The sequence below is a fragment of the Nocardia brasiliensis genome, from assembly GCF_042691675.1.
In the GTDB taxonomy this organism is placed as follows: Bacteria; Actinomycetota; Actinomycetes; order Mycobacteriales; family Mycobacteriaceae; genus Nocardia; species Nocardia brasiliensis_D.
This window is the reverse complement of the sequence record NZ_CP170507.1, coordinates 7,099,553-7,118,615: the sequence shown is the minus strand read 5'-3', so window position 1 is coordinate 7,118,615 and position 19,063 is coordinate 7,099,553. Positions and strand designations below refer to the sequence as shown.

At 66.7% G+C, this 19,063-nt stretch carries 19 protein-coding genes and 1 pseudogene; 15 read left to right on the top strand and 5 right to left on the bottom strand.

What is annotated here, in order from left to right; all coding sequences use genetic code 11:
- Positions 1-4: 4 nt before the first annotated feature.
- The gene (locus tag ACFK0J_RS32695) at positions 5-484 is read right to left on the bottom strand and encodes a metallopeptidase family protein (protein WP_218471279.1); all 480 of its coding nucleotides are present in this window, start codon (positions 482-484) and stop codon (positions 5-7) included.
- A 191-nt stretch (positions 485-675) separates the two neighbouring features.
- Entirely contained in the window at positions 676-909 is a 234-nt protein-coding gene (locus tag ACFK0J_RS32690) for a WhiB family transcriptional regulator (protein WP_029901515.1), read from the bottom strand.
- A 492-nt stretch (positions 910-1,401) separates the two neighbouring features.
- Between ACFK0J_RS32690 and cofD the strand changes: the two genes are divergently transcribed.
- The 8 genes from cofD to ACFK0J_RS32650 all read left to right on the top strand — a co-directional run bounded on the left by cofD (position 1,402) and on the right by ACFK0J_RS32650 (position 8,296).
- Positions 1,402-2,400, top strand: a complete 999-nt coding sequence (gene cofD, locus ACFK0J_RS32685) for a 2-phospho-L-lactate transferase (RefSeq protein WP_378733562.1) — start codon at positions 1,402-1,404, stop codon at positions 2,398-2,400.
- Positions 2,401-2,435: 35 nt separating this feature from the next.
- Positions 2,436-3,770 (top strand): coenzyme F420-0:L-glutamate ligase, encoded by a 1,335-nt coding sequence (locus ACFK0J_RS32680; protein WP_378743204.1) that lies wholly within the window; start codon positions 2,436-2,438, stop codon positions 3,768-3,770.
- Positions 3,767-4,285 (top strand): NUDIX hydrolase, encoded by a 519-nt coding sequence (locus ACFK0J_RS32675; RefSeq protein WP_378733561.1) that lies wholly within the window; start codon positions 3,767-3,769, stop codon positions 4,283-4,285. The genes ACFK0J_RS32680 and ACFK0J_RS32675 overlap by 4 nt, the downstream gene beginning before the upstream one ends.
- Positions 4,286-4,468: 183 nt before the next feature.
- Positions 4,469-5,719, top strand: a complete 1,251-nt coding sequence (locus ACFK0J_RS32670; RefSeq protein ID WP_378733560.1) for an alkane 1-monooxygenase — start codon at positions 4,469-4,471, stop codon at positions 5,717-5,719.
- Positions 5,716-5,889, top strand: coding sequence for a rubredoxin (locus tag ACFK0J_RS32665; protein WP_218471274.1), 174 nt, complete (start codon positions 5,716-5,718; stop codon positions 5,887-5,889). Before ACFK0J_RS32670 ends, ACFK0J_RS32665 begins: the two co-directional genes overlap by 4 nt.
- A complete protein-coding gene (locus ACFK0J_RS32660; RefSeq protein WP_378733559.1) occupies positions 5,886-6,068 on the top strand; it encodes a rubredoxin in 183 nt (60 codons plus the stop codon). The genes ACFK0J_RS32665 and ACFK0J_RS32660 overlap by 4 nt, the downstream gene beginning before the upstream one ends.
- Before the next feature lie 40 nt (positions 6,069-6,108).
- The gene (locus ACFK0J_RS32655) at positions 6,109-6,807 is read left to right on the top strand and encodes a TetR/AcrR family transcriptional regulator (protein WP_378733558.1); all 699 of its coding nucleotides are present in this window, start codon (positions 6,109-6,111) and stop codon (positions 6,805-6,807) included.
- Between the two features lie 295 nt (positions 6,808-7,102).
- Positions 7,103-8,296: an alkane 1-monooxygenase gene (locus ACFK0J_RS32650; protein WP_378733557.1), complete on the top strand. Its 1,194-nt coding sequence runs from the start codon at positions 7,103-7,105 to the stop codon at positions 8,294-8,296.
- An 18-nt stretch (positions 8,297-8,314) separates the two neighbouring features.
- On the opposite strand, the gene ACFK0J_RS32645 is transcribed toward ACFK0J_RS32650, so the two are convergent.
- Positions 8,315-9,361, bottom strand: coding sequence for a glycerophosphodiester phosphodiesterase (locus ACFK0J_RS32645; RefSeq protein ID WP_378733556.1), 1,047 nt, complete (start codon positions 9,359-9,361; stop codon positions 8,315-8,317).
- 100 nt (positions 9,362-9,461) lie between these two features.
- Here ACFK0J_RS32645 and ahcY point away from each other — a divergent pair, with 100 nt between their 5' ends.
- The 5 genes and pseudogenes from ahcY to lpqB all read left to right on the top strand — a co-directional run bounded on the left by ahcY (position 9,462) and on the right by lpqB (position 16,274).
- The gene (ahcY, locus tag ACFK0J_RS32640; RefSeq protein WP_378733555.1) at positions 9,462-10,946 is read left to right on the top strand and encodes an adenosylhomocysteinase; all 1,485 of its coding nucleotides are present in this window, start codon (positions 9,462-9,464) and stop codon (positions 10,944-10,946) included.
- 90 nt (positions 10,947-11,036) lie between these two features.
- Complete coding sequence (locus tag ACFK0J_RS32635; RefSeq protein ID WP_378733554.1) at positions 11,037-11,684, top strand: dTMP kinase; 648 nt, start codon at positions 11,037-11,039, stop codon at positions 11,682-11,684.
- A 78-nt stretch (positions 11,685-11,762) separates the two neighbouring features.
- Entirely contained in the window at positions 11,763-12,440 is a 678-nt protein-coding gene (mtrA, locus tag ACFK0J_RS32630) for an MtrAB system response regulator MtrA (RefSeq protein ID WP_378733553.1), read from the top strand.
- Positions 12,441-12,528: 88 nt separating this feature from the next.
- Positions 12,529-14,361, top strand: a pseudogene (mtrB, locus tag ACFK0J_RS32625) (MtrAB system histidine kinase MtrB).
- 92 nt (positions 14,362-14,453) lie between these two features.
- Positions 14,454-16,274, top strand: coding sequence for an MtrAB system accessory lipoprotein LpqB (gene lpqB, locus ACFK0J_RS32620; protein WP_378733552.1), 1,821 nt, complete (start codon positions 14,454-14,456; stop codon positions 16,272-16,274).
- Between the two features lie 11 nt (positions 16,275-16,285).
- On the opposite strand, the gene ACFK0J_RS32615 is transcribed toward lpqB, so the two are convergent.
- Positions 16,286-16,504 (bottom strand): hypothetical protein, encoded by a 219-nt coding sequence (locus tag ACFK0J_RS32615; RefSeq protein WP_378733551.1) that lies wholly within the window; start codon positions 16,502-16,504, stop codon positions 16,286-16,288.
- 194 nt (positions 16,505-16,698) lie between these two features.
- Between ACFK0J_RS32615 and ACFK0J_RS32610 the strand changes: the two genes are divergently transcribed.
- Together ACFK0J_RS32610 and hpf are read left to right on the top strand one after the other, a co-directional pair.
- Positions 16,699-17,343: a ComF family protein gene (locus tag ACFK0J_RS32610; RefSeq protein WP_378733549.1), complete on the top strand. Its 645-nt coding sequence runs from the start codon at positions 16,699-16,701 to the stop codon at positions 17,341-17,343.
- Between the two features lie 182 nt (positions 17,344-17,525).
- Complete coding sequence (gene hpf / locus ACFK0J_RS32605) at positions 17,526-18,281, top strand: ribosome hibernation-promoting factor, HPF/YfiA family (RefSeq protein ID WP_378733548.1); 756 nt, start codon at positions 17,526-17,528, stop codon at positions 18,279-18,281.
- Positions 18,282-18,503: 222 nt separating this feature from the next.
- Here hpf and ACFK0J_RS32600 read toward each other — a convergent pair whose 3' ends face one another.
- Positions 18,504-19,019 (bottom strand): hypothetical protein, encoded by a 516-nt coding sequence (locus ACFK0J_RS32600; protein ID WP_378733547.1) that lies wholly within the window; start codon positions 19,017-19,019, stop codon positions 18,504-18,506.
- Positions 19,020-19,063: the final 44 nt, after the last annotated feature.

Here is a 19,063-nt window from a genome sequence, read left to right as displayed (position 1 = left end):
GTCTTTACTCCGGTTCCGGGTCGATGATGTCCGGGTCGACGCCGAGGTAGGTGGCGATCTGCTGGACCAGCACCTCGCGCAGCAGATCGACCAGGTCGTCGGGATCGCTGGCGCGCAGTTCCAGGGGTTTGCGGAACAGCACCACCCGGGCGCGGGTGGCCGCGCCGTGCCGGTCGACGCCCGCCGGGATGAGCCGGGACAGCGGCACCGGTCCGTCGGCGACGACCTCGTCCGGCCAAGTGACCGAATCAGGGTGCAGCGGACGGATTTTCGGCACATCGTCGACCGCGATGTCGAGTTTGGTGAGCCGGTCGTGCCAGCGGGTGTCCAGCGGTGCGAACGCCTCCAGCACCAGCCGGTCGAACTTCTGCCCCCGGGTGCGCCAAGCGGGCACGGTGGGCGGCAACATCGGCCCACGTACCCCGCGACCACGGCGGATCACCGACCGTGCGGTCGGTGGACGACGATTCCGGGAACGTGCCATGAGGTAAAACCTAGTCAGCCCGTCGCGGGCACGCGCACCCAGTGGTGTCCCGCCGGTCGGCCGGCGGCCTTCGGTCTACTGATGGGGGCTCGGGCGTACCCCCGGAGTTACTCGCTGATTCGCGAGATCTGTTGTCGCCGTGGCGACTTCTCGCGCTTGCGAATAGCTCGGGGGCCAACCCAAGTCTGCGGTTAACCTATGCCGCGCTTCAGGCGGCGGCGCTCCCGCTCGGAGAGGCCACCCCAGATGCCGAAACGCTCATCGTGGGCGAGTGCGTATTCCAGGCACTCGTCGCGTACTTCGCAGCCCATGCAGATCCGTTTCGCTTCGCGAGTCGAGCCGCCCTTCTCTGGGAAGAACGCCTCCGGATCGGTCTGCGCGCACAGGGCACGCTCCTGCCATTGCTCTTCGATGGATTCGAACATCTCGTCGAAGCCCGTGACGACCAGGCTGAGCCGGGGCGTCGAGACTTCGTCACCACCCCCCTCGCGATCCTTCCAGCCATTGTCTGCGCAGACGCCACGTGCTGCGCCTGCTGTGGAATCGGTCGGCGAGACCATCTCGTTGGCCATCGCTCCGCCTCCTCACTGTGTGTTAGCGCAGAATGATTCGTTCCGTCGGACCAACACGCCTACCGACGGCCATACCCCGCGACGTTGTCCCGCGGACGTCCCCGAGCTCATCATCTCGATGCGAACATCTGTTCGAAAAGCTGTTCGCGCCTTGCACTCTCGCGCGAACCCGAAATGACATGACTGTGATTAGACACGCCGGACGTGTCGATGGTCAAGCCGCCGTCGCTATTCCGTTACTATCCGCGAACGTCTTCCAAGATGATCTTGTCCAACTGTAGGGCAAATGACCAGCAAATATGCGCCGAACATCCGCCGGTCCGGCAGCGCATAGGCTGTGCGGATGTGACTCCTCTTCAAGCGGATACCGAAGCGGGCAACGGGCCACGGATTGCCGTCCTGGTCGGGGGTGTCGGCGGCGCGCGTTTCCTCCAAGGTGTCCGGGAACTGCTGCCCGAAGCCGACGTAACCGCGATCGTTAACGTCGGTGACGACGTCTGGATGCACGGCCTTCGGATCTGTCCCGACCTCGATACCTGCATGTATACCCTCGGTGACGGCATCGATACCGACCGAGGTTGGGGCCGGGTCGGCGAAACCTGGCACGCCAAGGAGGAGCTGGCGAAATATCACGCGCAGCCGGACTGGTTCGGTCTCGGCGACCGCGATATCGCCACACATCTGGTTCGCAGCGAGATGTTGCGCGCCGGGTATCCGCTCTCCGCGGTCACCGAGGCGCTCTGCAACAGGTGGCAGCCGGGCGTGAAACTGCTCCCGGCAACCGACGATCGGTGTGAAACGCATGTGGTTGTGACCGACCCCGACAACCCTGGCGAACGTCGCGCGATCCATTTCCAGGAGTGGTGGGTTCGCTATCGCGCGAACATCGAGACCCATGGATTCGCCACAATTGGGGCTGAGGACGCCAAACCGGCCCCAAATGTGATCGAGATCATAGAGTCGGCTGATGTGGTCTTGCTCGCTCCGTCGAACCCCGTGGTGAGCATCGGCGCCATCCTGGCGGTGCCCGGCATCCGCGGCGCGCTGCGCACCACCGAGGCCAAAGTGATCGGCGTGTCGGGCGTGATCGACGGACGACCACTGCGCGGCATGGCCGACGAATGCCTGTCGGTGATCGGGGTCGAGACCACCGCCGAGGCGATCGGCCGGCACTACGGCGCCCGCTCGGCCACCGGCATCCTGGACGGCTGGCTGATCCACACCACCGACACCGCCGACGTACCCGGTGTCGAAGTACGCAGCGTTCCGCTGCTGATGACCGATCCGCCGACCACCGCCGAGATGGTGCGGGAGGCGCTCGACCTTGCGGGAGTGAAGCCGTGAACCAGCCAACCGAGCAAGCAGCGGACGCGGCCGGGATGGACCACGCGGCCGGTGAGCTGCGCATCCTGCCGATCACCGGGCTGCCCGAGTTCCGCCCCGGTGACGACCTCGCCGAACACATCGCCGCGGGCGCGCCCTGGTTGGCCGACGGCGACGTGCTCGTGGTGACCAGCAAGATCGTCGCCAAGGTCGAAGGGCGCATCGTCGACGCGCCGCTGGACCCGGTGCAACGTGATGCCGTGCGCCGCGCCCTGGTCGAGCGGGAGGCGGTGCGGGTGCTCGCGCGGAAGGGCCGCACCCTGATCACCGAGAACAAGCTCGGCATCGTCCAGGCGGCCTCCGGGATCGACGGCTCCAATGTCGAACAGGGCGAATTGGTGTTGCTGCCAGCCGATCCCGACGCCAGCGCGAAGGCATTGCGTACGGCGCTCGCCGAACGGCTCGGCGTGCGGGTCGCCGTGGTCATCACCGACACCATGGGCCGCGCCTGGCGCAACGGCCAGACCGACGCCGCGATCGGCGCCGCGGGCCTGCGGGTGCTGCACGACTACGCGGGCGCCGTCGACGGGCAGGGCAACGAACTGCATGTCACCCAGGTCGCGATCGCGGACGAACTGGCCGCCGCCGCGGATCTGGTGAAGGGCAAGCTCGGTGGCGTGCCGGTCGCGGTGGTGCGCGGGCTGCCGATCGTCGACGACGGGTCCGCCGCGGCGGACCTGCTGCGCGGCGGCACCGACGACCTGTTCTGGCTCGGCACCGCCGAGGCGATCGATCGGGGGCGTCGCGAGGCGGTACTGCTGCGCCGGTCGATCCGGCAGTTCGCCGACGCGCCGGTCGATCCCGAACGGGTCCGCGCCGCGGTCGCCGTGGCACTGACCGCGCCCGCGCCGCACCACACCCGTCCAGTTCGATTCGTGTGGCTGCGCGAGCCGGGTCTGCGGGCTCGGCTGCTGGCCGCGATGGCCGATAAGTGGCGTGCCGATCTCACCGCGGACGGGTTGCCACCGGACCGGGTGGAGCGCCGAATCGCCCGTGGCCGAATCCTTTTCGACGCACCCGAGGTGATCATCCCGTTCTGCGTACCGGACGGCGCGCACGACTATCCGGACGAGCGCAGGCGCAGCCACGAGCGCACCATGTTCACCGTCGCGGTCGGCGCGGCGGTCCAGGGTCTGCTCGTCGCGCTGGCCACCGAGGGCCTCGGCAGCTGCTGGATCGGCTCCACCATCTTCGCGCCGGAGATCACCCGCGACGTCCTGGGGCTGGAGGATGACTGGAATCCCTTGGGCGCCATCGCCATCGGCCATCCGCAGGAGGAACTCACGCCGCGCTCGGTGCCCGGCCCCGGCCTGGGGTTGGTCGAACTGTGAGCGCGGATTCTTTGCATGCGTCGGCCACCGAACTGCTCGAAAAATGGTCGCCGACAGCGGGTTCGGATCAATCGCTGCGGCAGGCGATGCTCGCGTTCCTCGGCTCGGCCCCGCGTGGTTGTCTGCGCGAGCACGTGCCCGGTCATATCACCGCGTCGGCGGTGGTCTTCTCGCACGACGAACGCGAGGTCCTGCTGACCCTGCATCCGCGGGTCGGCAGCTGGATTCAGCTCGGCGGCCACTGCGAGGAGGGTGATGACACGGTGGCGGGCGCCGCGCTGCGCGAGGCCACCGAGGAGTCGGGCATCCCCGGGCTGCGGCTCGAGCCGGAACTGTATGGCGCCCAAGCGCATCCGATCACCTGTTCGCTCGGCGTGCCGACCAGGCACCTCGATCTGCTGTTCCGGATCACCGCACCGGCGGGTGCCGTCCCGGTGCGCAGCGCCGAGTCCACCGACCTGCGCTGGTGGCCGGTCGACGCGTTGCCCGCCAACGTGGACGTGCTGCTGCGGTAGCGCCCCTCGACGACCAACACCCCGGCCGGCTATCGCCGCGACCGGGGTGTTTGCGTTGCACGGCGTCGTGCAGCTTTACAAATCGGCTGATTTGTCTAGACAAACGACAAATTGATCTCTATCGTCCATTTCAGGGGTAATGCACGTCACACCTGACGTGCCGCTTTTGGATTGGAGACAACGATGTCGACGACAGCCGACACGTCTACGCAGCCGGTGACGACCCCGGCCTGGCGCGATCGCAAGCGCTATCTGTGGCTGTGGGGTCTGTTCGCCCCCACCGGCCTCTTCACCATCGGAATCCCGGTGATCTGGGCACTCAACGAGCTCGGCTGGCATCGACTGGCGCAGGTGCCGTTCTGGCTCGGCCCGATCCTGGTGTACGTGCTGATCCCGTTGGCGGACATCTTCTTCGGGCCCGACGGCGACAATCCGCCGGACGAGGCGATGGAATACCTGGAACACGACAAGTACTACCGCTACCTCACCTATTTGTATCTGCCATTCCAGTACGCGACGCTGATCATGGCCTGCTACTTGATCACCGCGGACCAGGCGAGCTGGCTCGGCTTCGACGGCGGCCTGCAGCTGGTGGACAAGATCGGCCTGGCCATCACGGTCGGCATGATCGGCGGCATCGGCATCAATACCGCCCACGAACTAGGACACAAGAAGGTGCACCTGGAGCGCTGGCTGTCGCGGATCGCGCTGGCCCAGTCGTTCTACGGCCACTTCTACATCGAGCACAACCGCGGTCATCACGTGCGGGTCGCGACGCCGGAGGATCCGGCGAGTTCCCGTGTCGGCGAGTCCTTCTGGGCATTTTGGCCGCGCACCGTGTGGGGCAGCCTGACCTCGTCGTTGCGGTTGGAGAAGGAGCGGCTGGCGCGTCTCGGCAAGAAGCCGTGGAGCCTGAAGAACGAGGTGCTCAGCGCCTGGCTGATGTCGGCGGCGCTGTACGGCGTGCTGCTCGCGGTGTTCGGTATCGGTCTGCTGCCGTATCTCGTGCTGCAGGCGGTGGTCGGCTTCAGCCTGCTGGAGGCGGTCAACTACCTGGAGCACTACGGCCTTGTCCGGCAACGCACTTCGTCCGGCCGCTACGAGCGGCCCGCGCCGGTGCACAGCTGGAACAGTGACCACATCGTGACCAATATCTTCCTGTACCACCTGCAGCGGCACAGCGACCACCACGCCTATCCGACCCGGCGCTATCAGACGTTGCGCAGCTGGGATGGTGCGCCGAACCTGCCGAGCGGCTACGCCAGCATGATCCTGCTCGCCTACTTCCCGCCGCTGTGGCGTCGGGTGATGGACAAGCGGGTGCTCGCCCACTACGGCGGCGACATCACCCGCGCGAACATTCAGCCCGGTAAACGGGACGCCGTGATCGCCCGCTACCGCGGCGGTGAGCAGACCGGCGAGGTGCGGGCATGAACTCATTTCGCTGCCCCGTCTGCGAATACGTTTACGACGAGGCGAAAGGCGCGCCACACGAGGGCTTCCCGCCGGGAACTCGCTGGGAAATAGTTCCCGACGACTGGTGCTGTCCGGACTGCGGGGTCCGGGAAAAGATCGACTTCGAACCGATGGGAGCCGTCAAATGAAGGAATACAAGCTGTTCCAATGCATTCAATGCGGTTTCGAATACGACGAAGCCGAGGGCTGGCCGGATGACGGGATCGCCCCGGGCACCCGCTGGGACGATATCCCCGACGACTGGACCTGTCCGGACTGCGGCGCGGCGAAGGCGGACTTCTACATGGTCGAAATCGAACGGTCATGACACTTTGACTGCGGGAACCGCCCGTGACAGTGTCGCGGGTATGCCGCGCATCGGAACCCGCGGCGCGAGCGCCGGGCCCGGAGGCGGGAGCGGAGCGTCACCACGAAGGGACCCGCGAGTGCCGCACATCAAACACAAGCTCCCCTATCAGGAAGCGGCGCGGGAACTCCTGCGTACGTCCGTTCTCGATGCCATGCGCGAACTACTCACCGAGCGGGATTGGTCCAAGATCACCCTCGGCGACGTGGCGGCCAAGGCGGGCGTCAGCAGGCAGACCCTCTATAACGAGTTCGGTTCCCGCAGCGGTCTGGCGCAGGCGTACGCACTGCGCCTGGCCGACGATCTGGTCGATCACGTCGACGCGGCCATCACCGGCAATGTCGGTGATGTCCGCGCGGCGTTCCGTGAGGGAATGACGAACTTCTTTGTCGACGCCGCCGCCGACCCGCTGGTGCAGTCACTGCTCGCCGGCGAGGTGAAGTTGGACCTGTTGCGGCTCATCACCCTTGATGCGGGGCCGTTGCTCGACCACGCCACCGGGCGGCTCTCGCTGGCTTTCCAGCACAGCTGGGTGGCGGCCACGGCGGCCGAATCCGATGTCATCGCGCACGCGCTGGTGCGCATCGCGCTGAGCTACATTCCCACGCCGCCCGGTCCCGGACGGGATGCGCCGGGCGAGTTGAGCCAGTTGCTGAGCCCGTATGTCGAGGCGATCCTGGCGGCCCGAATCGAGCACTGATCGGACTCCGAAGAACCTCGGTCCGTTTGCGCAAAGTAAGCCGCACCTTCAGACACATGTGAGCCCACTTAAAAAAGTAGGGGCTTAGATGTAACGCTCATCACGTTTCAACCGCCAAGGTCTGCGAAACAGTCGTACAGTCTGGAATTATTCTCGTACATCGGAGTTAGGGTTTCTATTTAGCGGGGCAAACGTGCAAACGGTTGGCAAACCGGCGGTATCTTCTGATCCCAAACGACACTTATGGGTTTTCGGCCTGATCGCTCCACTGAGCGCACTCCTGCCCTCGCAACTCGTGTTGCAGACGGGTGCAAGGGTGTTCTGGTGGATCGGTCCAATCATCGTGCTGATCGTCATCCCAGTGCTGGACTGGGTTGTCGGCGAGGACGGCACCAACCCGCGCGATGAGGATTATGAGTTGCTATCCAACGACCGGTATTACCGGTGGTGCACCTATCTGTTCCTTCCAGTTCAACTGATCGGCCTGCTCATCGCCTGCTACATGTGGGCCGGGCACGAGCTGAGCACCCTCGACAAACTCGGGCTCGCCGCGACTCTCGGCTTCGTCAGCGGCATCGGCATCAACGCCGCGCACGAGCTCGGGCACCGGGTCGAGCACGCGGAGCGCTGGCTGGCCAAAGTCGCACTGGCGCAGTCGTTCTACGGTCACTTCTTCGTCGAGCACAATCGAGGCCACCACGTGCGAGTGGCGACTCCGGAGGATCCGGCCAGCGGCCGGCTCGGCGAGACGCTGTGGGAGTTCTTGCCGCGCAGTGTGTTCGGCAGCTTCCGGTCGGCGATCGCGCTGGAGCGGGAGCGCCTGGAGCGGAAGGGTCGGCGCTGGTGGAGCGTGCAGAACCACATCCTGCAGGCCTGGTCGATGAGCGTGGTGCTGTTCGGCGCGATGATCGCGATATTCGGCTGGACGGTGCTGCCGTGGCTGATCTTGCAAGCGGTGATCGGCGCCTCGCTGCTGGAGACGGTGAATTACATCGAGCACTACGGGTTGCTGCGGGCTCGCCGCCCGAATGGGAAGTACGCGCGCTGCTCGCCGCGGGACAGCTGGAATAGTGACCGGCTGGTCACCAACATCTTCCTGTTCCATTTGCAGCGGCACAGCGACCATCACGCCAATCCGGGACGCCGGTACCAGACTCTGCGCAGCTCGATGCAGGCGCCGCAATTGCCTGCCGGGTACGCGACGATGATTCTGTTCGCCGCCGTTCCGCCGCTGTGGCGGGCGATCATGGATCATCGGGTGCTCGAGCATTACGACGGGGACGTCACCCGCGCGAATATTCATCCGCGCAAGCGGCGCCGCCTGTTGGAGATGTACGGCACCGTCGCCACACTGGGCGGCGCCCAGTCCAAGTCGGCCCAGTCGAATTATTCGGCACAGTCGAGTGCAGGCCAGCCGAGTTCGGCCCCGTCGAATCTCGCGGAGTCGCATTCGATGGAGTCCGACGTGCGGGAGTCGGGCGCGGCGTAGTCACCGGCCCGCCCCGGCTCAGCGGTGGTATGCAGGAGGAAGGGGTAATCCCTTCTCCTGCAACACCTCTCGCATGCGGTCGGGGTAGTCGGTGATCACGCCGTCCACCCCCGTGTCGAGTTGCGCGGCAATCGTGGCCTTGTCGTTCACCGTCCACGGAATCACCCGCAGATCGAGCTGATGGGCGCGCTCCACATAAGTCTTGTCCGCCACCACGCCGAAACCGGGTTCGCCCGCCTTCCGGCCGTAGGGGACCGAGTAGCCCGGTGAGACGGCGTTGGCGCCGAGCGCCTTCGCCGCCCCGAGCGGATCGCCCGCGAAGTCCTCGTAGCGGATCGGCCCGAGCCATTTCGATCCCGCGACGAAGGTGGTGTCGTCGTACAGCGCCACCAAGGGAATCGTCGGATTGGCCTTGCGCACCAGCGGAAGTGAACGCCAGTCGAAGCTTTGGATGTCGACATTGCCGGTCTCGCCCGCCGCGGCGACCGTGCTGAGGATGACGTCGACGAATTCCTGTGGTGTCGCGGACTGCTCGGGGTGCTCCGCTTCCACCTTGGTCTCGATGTTGTAGCGAAGGTTGGCGCCCCGGTAGGACTTGACCAGGTCGAACAGCGCGGGCAGCGTGGCGATCCGGTTGCCGGGCACCGCCTGCTGGCCGGGGTAGTCGGCCAGGGTCCGTCCGCAGTCCAGCGTCTGGGTCTGTACGTAGGTCAGGTCGTGGATCAGCTTGCCCACATAGGGGAATTGCGGATCGTCCGGTGTCGCGGGTGCGGTGTCCACACACTTGGTCGCGAGGATGGTCGGGTCGTGCCAGATCATCGGCATCTTGTCTTTGGTGAGCACGATATCGAGCTCCAGCGTGCTGACGCCGAGTTCGATCGCCTTGGCGAAACCGGGTAGCGATTCCTCGACGGTGAGACCGCGTCCGCCGCGGTGCGCTTGCAGGTCCACCGTGCGGGACGGGCCCGCCGGTGAGGAATCCGATCTGCTGTCGCACGCGGTGCTCAGGCCGAGGACGAGCAGACCGGCGACGGTGGTGCTGACGAGTGGGCGGAGGTTCGGCATCGCGCCAAGCTAGCAAGGGTGAGTACGGTGTACCCACCCGCCGCGCCAGCGACTAACCTTGCGTGTTGGTACCGACTTCCAGGAGAGGCAGATAGAGGCTATGACGACCTCAGAACTTCCCGCGCGAACCACACTGACGGCCGATGTCCGCAATGGCATCGACTTCAAGGTGGCAGATCTGGCGCTGGCCGAATTCGGCCGCAAGGAGATCCGGCTGGCCGAGCACGAGATGCCCGGCCTGATGGCGCTGCGCCGCGAGTACGCCGACGTGCTGCCGCTCGAGGGTGCGCGCATTTCCGGCTCGCTGCACATGACGGTGCAGACCGCCGTGCTGATCGAGACCTTGGTGGCGCTGGGCGCGCAGGTGCGCTGGGCCTCGTGCAACATCTTCTCCACCCAGGACCACGCGGCGGCCGCCATCGTCGTCGGGCCGCACGGCACCGTCGACGAGCCGAAGGGCATCCCGGTCTTCGCCTGGAAGGGCGAGACCCTGGAGGAGTACTGGTGGGCCGCCGAGCAGATGCTCACCTGGCCGAACGAGCCCGCCAACATGATCCTGGACGACGGCGGCGACGCCACCATGCTGGTGCTGCGCGGCGCGCAGTTCGAGAAGGCGGGCGTCGTTCCGCCGGAGGACGAGAACCACTCGGCCGAGTACAAGGTGTTCCTGAACCTGCTGCGCGAGCGCTTCGAGACCGACAAGGGCAAGTGGAGCGCCATCGCCGAGTCGGTGCAGGGCGTCACCGAGGAGACCACCACCGGCGTGCTGCGGCTGTACCAGTTCGCGGCGGCGGGTGAGCTGGTGTTCCCGGCGATCAACGTCAACGACTCGGTCACCAAGTCCAAGTTCGACAACAAGTACGGCACCCGCCACTCGCTGATCGACGGCATCAATCGCGGCACCGATGTGCTCATCGGCGGCAAGAAGGTATTGATCTGCGGCTACGGCGATGTCGGCAAGGGCTGTGCGGAATCGCTTGCCGGCCAGGGCGCGCGGGTGCAGGTCACCGAGATCGACCCCATCAACGCCCTGCAGGCGCTGATGGACGGCTACGACGTGGTCACCGTCGAGCAGGCGATCGGCGACGCCGACATCGTGATCACCTCGACCGGCAACAAGGACATCATCACCCTCGACCACATGAAGGCGATGAAGGATCACTCGATCCTCGGCAATATCGGTCATTTCGACAACGAGATCGACATGGCGGCGCTGGAGCGGTCCGGCGCGACCCGGATCAACATCAAGCCGCAGGTCGACGAGTGGACCTTCAAGGAGTCCGGCAAGTCGATCATCGTGCTGTCCGAGGGCCGCCTGCTGAACCTGGGCAACGCCACCGGCCACCCCTCGTTCGTCATGTCCAACAGCTTCTCCAACCAGGTGATCGCGCAGATCGAACTGTGGACCAAGCCGGACGAATACGACAACGAGGTCTACCGGCTGCCCAAGCACCTCGACGAGAAGGTCGCCAAGATCCACGTCGAAGCGCTCGGCGGCACGCTGACCAAGCTCACCAAGGACCAGGCCGAGTACATCGGCGTGGATGTCGACGGCCCGTTCAAGCCGGAGCACTACCGCTACTGACCGCTACTGACCGAGGGCGGTCTTCTTCCTGCGACAAGGGGTGAAGGCCGCCTTCGGTCGATCATTTCCGCCGCAGGTAGCCTGCTCGGCATGGGCGTGTTGATTGCGGTGGAGGGGCTCGACGGCGCGGGGAAGCGCACGTTGATCGATGGCGTCGCCGCGGAACTGCGGGGGCGCGGGATTCGACTGACGACGCTGGCCTTTCCGCGCTACGACCGCTCGGTGCACGCGGATCTGGCGGCCGAGGCGCTGCGCGGTGCGCACGGCGATCTCGCGGCGTCGGTCAACGGGATGGCGCTGATGTTCGCCCTGGATCGGGCCGGTGCCCGCGACGAGCTGTCGAAGCTGTTGGCGGACAACGACATCGTGGTGCTCGATCGGTATGTGGCGTCCAACGCCGCGTATTCGGCGGCGCGCCTGGAACAGTCGGCCGACGGCGAAATCGTGCGCTGGGTGGGAGATCTGGAGTTCGGGCGGTTCGAATTGCCGGTGCCCGCGCTGCAGATGTTGCTGGACGTGCCGACCGAGGTCGCGGCCGAGCGGGCGCGCAAGCGTGGCGAACTCGACGACCGCCGCGCGCTCGACGCCTACGAACGCGACGGCGGGCTACAGCACCGCACCGGCGCGGTGTACCGTGAGCTGGCCGAACGCGACTGGTACGGACCCTGGTGGAGATACCGATCCGGTGACGATCCAGCTACGGTGACCGCGCGATTCGCTGAATTTATTACTCGATAGGGTTGGATGTGCCGCAGGTTCGCACCAGTGTTGGCGTGGCGGCCCGATCCTGGCTTGGGAGATGACAACATAGTAGTTATGAAGCCGAAGATTCTGGTCGTCGACGACGATATGGCGCTCGCTGAGATGCTCACGATCGTCTTGCGCGGGGAAGGGTTCGACCCGCATGTGGTCGGCGACGGCACACAGGCCCTGGCGGCGGTTCGGGAGATCCGCCCCGATCTGGTGTTGTTGGACCTGATGCTGCCCGGCATGAACGGCATCGATGTATGCCGTGTGTTGCGGGCCGATTCCGGAGTACCGATCGTGATGCTCACGGCGAAGACCGACACGGTCGACGTCGTGCTCGGTCTGGAGTCCGGTGCCGACGATTACATCGTCAAGCCGTTCAAGCCGAAGGAACTCGTGGCCAGAGTGCGGGCCCGCCTGCGCCGCACCGAGGACGAGCCCGCCGAGCTGTTGTCCATTGCCGACATCGTGATCGACGTGCCCGCGCACAAGGTGACGCGTGGCGGCACGCAGATCTCGCTGACGCCGCTCGAATTCGATCTGCTTGTCGCACTGGCCCGCAAGCCGCGCCAGGTGTTCACCCGCGAGGTCCTGCTCGAGCAGGTCTGGGGCTACCGGCATGCCGCCGATACCCGGCTGGTGAACGTGCACGTGCAGCGGCTGCGCGCGAAAGTCGAGAAGGATCCGGAAAATCCGGAGATCGTATTGACCGTCCGCGGTGTCGGCTACAAGGCCGGCCCACCGTGATCCAGCGGGGCACAGCTACCGCCTGCGGGCGAACGGGGGCATCGAGCGCCTGCGGGGCGCAGTCGTGACCGATGGCTCCAGAAGCCACCTGGAGCGGCGGCTGGCGGCGGTGGGGGCACGGTTCACCGAACTCGGTGTAGTGCTGGGCCATCTCTGGCAGCGATCGTTGCAACTGCGGGTCGCCGTCTCGACGATCACCCTCTCGCTGATCGTGATCACGATTCTCGGTCTGGTGCTGACCGATCAGATCACCAACCGGATGCTGGACACCAAGATCAACGCGGCCGTCGAGGAGATGGCCCGCGCCCGCAACGCGGTGCACAGCCAGTTGGTCGGCACCCATGACACCGGCACCCAGCTGAACCGCTTGGTCGAGGCGCGCAACGCGCTGTCCAGTGACGGCAGCCCGCAGACCGGTGTCGCGGGCAGTTACGACGTGGCGCTGGTGATGGTGGACAGTGGCCAGCAAGAGGTCGCCGCCGGACCGATTCAGGACGTGCCCGCCGAGTTGCGCAACTTCGTGCGGCGCGGACAGGTCAGCCGCCAGTTCACCACGGTCTCGGACTCGAGCGGATATCACGGCCCGGCGCTGGTGATCGGCAGCCCGAGCATCGAAATACCCACGCTGGAGACCTATCTCATCTTCCCGCTGGCCAGCGAGCAGCGCAGCCTGGACCTGATGCGCGGCACCATGCTGATCGGTGGCATCGTGCTGCTGGTCCTGCTCGCCGCGATCACCGCGTTGGTGACCAGGCAGGTGGTGTTGCCGATCCGGTCGGCCGCGCGGATCGCCGGTCGCTTCGCCGACGGCAGGCTCAAGGAACGCATGCTGGTGCGCGGCGAGGACGACATGGCGCGGCTGGCGCAGGCGTTCAACGAGATGGCCGAGAGCCTGTCCAACCAGATCACCCAGCTGGAGGAATTCGGAAACCTGCAGCGCCGATTCACCTCCGACGTCAGTCACGAGTTGCGTACCCCGCTGACCACCGTGCGGATGGCGGCGGACCTGATCCACGGCAGCAGCGACGATCTCGATCCGGCGCTGGCCCGCAGCGCGGAGCTGTTGGTCAACGAACTGGACCGCTTCGAAGGCCTGCTCAACGACCTACTCGAGATCAGCCGCCACGACGCGGGTGTGGCCGAGTTGCAGGTCGAATCGCTGGACGTGCGGATGTGCGCGCGGGCGGCGATCTCCACGGTGCGGCACCTGGCCAAGGACGCCGGTGTCGAGGTCGTCATCGACCTGCCCGAGGAGCCGTTGGTCGCGGAAGTCGACCCGCGCCGGGTGGAGCGAGTGCTGCGCAATCTGCTCGCCAACGCCATTGATCACAGCGAGGGCAAGCCGGTGCTGATCAGGATGCGCGGCGATGTCGACGCGAACGCGGTCTCGGTGGTCGTGCGCGACCAGGGTGTCGGCCTGCGGCCCGGCGAGGAGAAGCTGGTCTTCAACCGGTTCTGGCGGTCGGACCCGTCCCGGATGCGCCGCTCGGGCGGTACCGGTCTCGGTCTGTCGATCAGCGTGGAGGATGCGAATCTGCACTAAGGCAGGCTGGAGGCGTGGGGTGAGGTCGGTGTCGGCGCGAGCTTCCGTTTGACGCTGCCGCTGGTGCGCGGCAAGAAGCTCGGCGCGAGTCCGCTACCGCTGGAACCGGTGCGCAGGCAAGCCGCGGTGCGGCAGGTCGAGCTCGAGGTCGTGCCGAAAATGACTGAGCCGGAAGCGGATTCCGGGTCCGGCGACGGTGTGGCCACTGCCACCGGCAATGGCTCGACGGCGGCGGAGTCGACGCCGGTGGTCGCGGAGCCGAGGCAAGCAGGCACCGACTCCGGCAAGGCCGACGCGAGCCCGACCGACTCGAAGAAGTCCGACTCGAGCAAGGCCGGCGCGGACGCGTCGAACGAACCCGGGGACGTACCCTCATGACGGGGAATTGTCCGCCCGGTGCGCGCCCGGCTCGAGCCATCCGTAGCGCGTCACCGACGACGGCGGCGCCGGCTTCCGGGCGAGGTGGAGTCATGGCAATGCATACCGGTTCTGCGAAGATGCGGCGGCTGTTCGCGTTCGGCGCGGCGGCCGTTGCGGTGCTCGTCGTGCTCTCCGGCTGTGCGAGCCTGCCGGAATCCTCGGCGCCACAGGCGCTCGGCACCATCAACCGCGAGCCGACCTCCGAGGGTCCGCCGCCGCCGATCGCGGGACGCGACCCCGACCTGCTGCTGCGCGACTTCATGCTGGCCACCGCCGACCCGACCAACCGGCACCTGGCGGCGCGCCAGTACATGACCCCGTCGGCCGCGGCGCACTGGAACGACGCCGCGGGCATCACGATCGTGGAGAAGCCGGACACGTTGCGCGAGTCGCGATCCGGCGACAAGGCGACCTACCGGGTCCGGGCGCGCAAGGTCGGCGAATTGTCGGCCGACGGCGCCTACCGCGCCACCGCCGACCCGCTCGAGAACAAGATCGAGATGACCAAGGTCAACGGCGAGTGGCGCATCGATGAGCTGCCCGACGGCGTGGTGATGGACTCCATCGCCTTCGGCAAGATGTATCGCCGCTATGTGCTCTACTTCGTCGATCCGACCGGCGGCTCCGTCGTGCCGGACCTGCGCTGGATCTCCGTGCCCAAAGTGCAGCTGACCCAGCGGTTACTCGCCATGCTCGGCGAGGGCACGCAGCCCGCGCTGGCCCCGGTGCTGCGCAATCAGCTGCAGGCACCGGTCGCGTTGCGCGGCCCGATCACCAAGGCCAACGGCGACCCGGACGAAGTCGGGGTCGGGCTCGGCGGCGTGAAGATCGATTTCGCCGGTGCGTCGACGTTGAGTCCGCACGACCGCGAGCTACTCGCCGCCCAGGTCGTGCTCACCCTCGCGGGTGCCGACATCCTCGGCCCGTACATGCTGCTCGCCGACGGCAAGCCGCTCGACGAGCGATTCGCCAGCAGCGGCTGGTCCGTCGCCGACGTGCAGCAGTTCAATCCGGCGACGATCGGGCGCAACCAGGTCGGCCTGCACGCGTTGCGCGGTGGCGCGCTGGTGCAGGTGGTGGAGAACAACGGTGTCATCACGCCGACACCCGGCTACTTCGGTGCCGTGAACAATCTGCTGTCGGCCGCCATGTCGCCGGACGGTCAGTTCGTCGCCGCGGTGGCGGACGCGGGGCGGCCCGCGCCCGAACAGCCGCGCACCCTGATGGTCGGCACCTACGGCGGCAACGCCATTCCGGTCGCCGAGGGCGGCACCATCACCCGGCCGTCCTGGAACGTCGACGGCACCGCGGCCTGGGCGGTCATCGATGGCGAGCGGGTGATCCGGGCCGTCAACGACCGGACCACCGGCACAGTGTCGGTGCAGGACGTCGATACGTCGGCGCTCACCAGCCCCGCCTCCGGTTCGGCGTTCCGGCCGCCGATCACCGAACTGCGGATCTCCCGCACCGGCGTGCGCGCCGCACTGATCGCCGACGGCAAAGTCTATGTCGCGGTAGTCATTTCGAAGCCGGGCGGCGGGTACGCGCTGACCTCGCCGCTGCCGGTCGGGGTCGACTCGAGTACGGCCGCCGTTTCGGTGTCCTGGTTCGGCAGCGACATGCTGCTCATCGCCCGCGAAGGCAATGTCGACCCGGTGAGCACCGTGTCGTTGGACGGTTCCGGCGGCATCCCGCAGACCAGCCGGAACCTGACAGCACCGGTGCGGCAGGTCAGCGCTTCCCCGGAACACCAGTACGCCGCCGATTCCCGTGCGGTGCTGGAGTTGACCAGCAATCCGGACGGCGGCGAACCGTACTGGCGTGAGGTCCCGGGGCTGGGCGCGAACGCCGTACCGGTGCTACCGGGCTAGGCCCCGCTCTACTACTTGCGCACCCAGCCGCCGTACCACGGCAGGTGTTCGAGGTTCTTGATGTACTCGCATTCCACCTGGTAGCCCTCGTGGGCCATCGAATTCTCGCAGGCGTACTCGGTCAGGTACGTGACGATCTGGGCGTTCGCGGTCGGCGTGCCGACAACTCCCGTGGCGGCGATTCCGGTGGTCGCGATGGACGCGGCGATCAACAGCAGTGTTCGAAACATGTGGGTCCCTCCCCATTTATCAAATTCCCCCCGGCTCGGTTCGCGCCGGAGCCATCGGCAGCGTACCGCCGTGCCGCGGTGGCGTAAATGATTCTCTCGCAATAAGAGTCGGTCGCTCCGGGACGGGAGCCGGGGGTACGGTGGCGTTCGACGGCCGGTCCGCTCCTGTCGGTGGGGCGGCGCACACTCGGGCGATGCGGACCTTGCTGGATCTGATCCTGCCCGCCTCGTGTGCGGGCTGCCGGGCGCCGGGTGTCGGTTGGTGCGCCGGCTGTGCGGCCGCCCTCGCGGGTCCGCCGGTGCGGGTGTGGCCGCGGACGGATCCCGGGGTGCCGTGCTGGGCGCTCGGCCCGTACGCGGGGCCGGGACGGCGGGCGGTGTTGGCGGCCAAGGAGACTGGGCGCCGGGATGTGGCGGAGCCGCTCGGGATGGCGTTGGCGGGCGGACTCGCGCGACTGCGGGCGGGGGACCGGCCGCTGGTGCTCGTGCCCGCGCCGAGCCGGACGGTGGCGGCCCGGCGACGCGGCGGTGATCCGGTGCTGCGCGCGGCGCGGGTAGCCGCGAGTTGGCTGCCCGATAGCCAAATGATATCCATGCTGCGGGTGTGGTGGGGTGTGCGTGATTCGGTGGGCTTGACACCCCGGGAGCGGGCGGACAATTTGGGTGGGCGGATCACGACGATACCCGGTTCGTCGGCGTTGCGGGAGATCCCGGAAAACGCCGAGGTAGTGCTGGTCGACGACGTGCTGACGACCGGTGCGACGGCCCGCGAGTCGGTGCGCGCGCTGGCGCGGATCGGACTACGGACACGCGCCGTATTGGTTACCTGTGCTGCTTGACTCCGGGAAATTTGCGTGAACACTGGCGTACTCCCTGATGTCGTACTACCGTCGCGATCACACACCCGAACCGGGAGTTTGGAGGTGGCGCCTCGGACATCATGTGCCGAGAGATCGTCGATCGGCACGGCTCAATCCCGCCGCACGCACATCGTCTGTGCGGCCATATTCGGGAGGTACGCGTGACGACTTCTTCACGACCTTCAGTGCAAGACGCTGATCCTTCGGTGCTGGATAACCGCACCATGGACGTGACCGAACAATCCACTGCGGACCGAACCAGGACGCCCCGTGCGGACGTCGTGGTGAAAGGTCGCAATGTCGAAGTTCCGGATCACTTTCGGATTTATGTCGCGGAGAAACTCTCCCGGCTCGAACGCTTCGACCCGTCGATCTTCATCTTCGATGTCGAGTTGTTCCACGAGCGGAATCGTCGGCAGCGCAAGAGCTGTCAGCGCGTCGAGATCACCGCGCGCGGCAAGGGCCCGATCGTCCGGGCCGAGGCCTGCGCCGACAGTTTCTACGCCGCGTTCGAGTCGGTGACGGCGAAGCTGGAAAGCCGCCTGCGCCGGACCAAGGACCGCCGCAAGGTGCACTACGGGGACAAGACCCCGCTGTCCGTCGCCCAGGCGACCGCCGACCTGGTGGACGACTCGCTGTTCGCGCAGCCGAACGGATCCGGCTCCGCGCACGACCACCCCGACGGTGACAGTCGCCGTCGCCCCGACGAGATGACGGAGGACGCGGAATACGCGGGACCCGGTCATATCGTCCGCACCAAGGTGCACACCGCTACCCCGATGTCCGTCGACGACGCCCTCTATCAGATGGAACTCGTCGGCCACGACTTCTTCCTCTTCCAAGACCGGGAGACCGACCGACCGTCGGTCGTCTATCGTCGGCACGCCTTCGACTACGGCCTCATCCGGCTCGCATAGCAGCTGCCGTTCGCCCGCCGCTCCGGGTGTTCAGCGCACCGGTTGAATGCCCGGAGGCTGGTCTGCGGCGGAAATCAGGCGGAATCAATCGTCGGACAATCCGTTCCGTGCGGCCATCGCCGCGGTTGAGCAGGCGATCGGTGGTGTTGTGGTGCAGCGCTATCCGGCGCACCGGCGTGACCAGCACGATGAACGCGATCACCGGGATCGCGATCGGTGACGTCACCGCCGACGGTCGCGGAAGAACGTCCGGTGCAATAGCGAGTCTCGGCGGGGCGGGCGCATGGCGTGCAGCATGACCATGTCGGCGAAGGTCTCGGCGTCGCGTTCGCGGGTGGTGCCGTAGTCGGTGCGGCCGAGGACATGAGCGATGGATTCCGGCGAGATCGACGGCAGCAGCTCGGCGACCGCCGCCACGGTGGGCGTGGACTGGTCGTCGGTCGGCTGCTCCGGACCGTGACCGAGCAGCATGTGGCCGAGCTCGTGCACGATGATGTGCTCGGCATGCCACTCCGTGGTGTCCGCGCCGTAGACAATGACATCGCTGTCCTGCTTGGCGATCCACAAACCGCTGCCCGTGCCGCAGCCGGTCCCGGCGAGCAGCGCGGTGTCGATCGGCAACAGGCTGATGCTGCGGCCTCGATACGCCGCGACGTCGTCGAGGTAGCTCGACAGATCCCACGGGTGCGGTATCGGTACGTCCCGTGTCAGGTGCCGGAAGCGCGCCTGCATGGCCATTCGATCGATCTCCTACAGCAAGCTCAGTGCCCCCATGTAGGCGG

What these genes read in the sequence shown, in the direction of transcription:
- ACFK0J_RS32695 (WP_218471279.1), bottom strand. Translation starts at nt 484, where the DNA reads ATGGCACGTTCCCGGAATCGTCGTCCACCGACCGCACGGTCGGTGATC.
- ACFK0J_RS32690 (WP_029901515.1), bottom strand. Translation starts at nt 909, where the DNA reads ATGTTCGAATCCATCGAAGAGCAATGGCAGGAGCGTGCCCTGTGCGCG.
- ACFK0J_RS32680 (WP_378743204.1), top strand. Translation starts at nt 2,436, where the DNA reads ATGGACCACGCGGCCGGTGAGCTGCGCATCCTGCCGATCACCGGGCTG.
- ACFK0J_RS32670 (WP_378733560.1), top strand. Translation starts at nt 4,469, where the DNA reads ATGTCGACGACAGCCGACACGTCTACGCAGCCGGTGACGACCCCGGCC.
- ACFK0J_RS32665 (WP_218471274.1), top strand. Translation starts at nt 5,716, where the DNA reads ATGAACTCATTTCGCTGCCCCGTCTGCGAATACGTTTACGACGAGGCG.
- ACFK0J_RS32660 (WP_378733559.1), top strand. Translation starts at nt 5,886, where the DNA reads ATGAAGGAATACAAGCTGTTCCAATGCATTCAATGCGGTTTCGAATAC.
- ACFK0J_RS32655 (WP_378733558.1), top strand. Translation starts at nt 6,109, where the DNA reads ATGCCGCGCATCGGAACCCGCGGCGCGAGCGCCGGGCCCGGAGGCGGG.
- ACFK0J_RS32645 (WP_378733556.1), bottom strand. Translation starts at nt 9,361, where the DNA reads ATGCCGAACCTCCGCCCACTCGTCAGCACCACCGTCGCCGGTCTGCTC.
- ahcY (WP_378733555.1), top strand. Translation starts at nt 9,462, where the DNA reads ATGACGACCTCAGAACTTCCCGCGCGAACCACACTGACGGCCGATGTC.
- ACFK0J_RS32635 (WP_378733554.1), top strand. Translation starts at nt 11,037, where the DNA reads ATGGGCGTGTTGATTGCGGTGGAGGGGCTCGACGGCGCGGGGAAGCGC.
- mtrA (WP_378733553.1), top strand. Translation starts at nt 11,763, where the DNA reads ATGAAGCCGAAGATTCTGGTCGTCGACGACGATATGGCGCTCGCTGAG.
- lpqB (WP_378733552.1), top strand. Translation starts at nt 14,454, where the DNA reads ATGGCAATGCATACCGGTTCTGCGAAGATGCGGCGGCTGTTCGCGTTC.
- ACFK0J_RS32615 (WP_378733551.1), bottom strand. Translation starts at nt 16,504, where the DNA reads ATGTTTCGAACACTGCTGTTGATCGCCGCGTCCATCGCGACCACCGGA.
- ACFK0J_RS32610 (WP_378733549.1), top strand. Translation starts at nt 16,699, where the DNA reads ATGCGGACCTTGCTGGATCTGATCCTGCCCGCCTCGTGTGCGGGCTGC.
- ACFK0J_RS32600 (WP_378733547.1), bottom strand. Translation starts at nt 19,019, where the DNA reads ATGGCCATGCAGGCGCGCTTCCGGCACCTGACACGGGACGTACCGATA.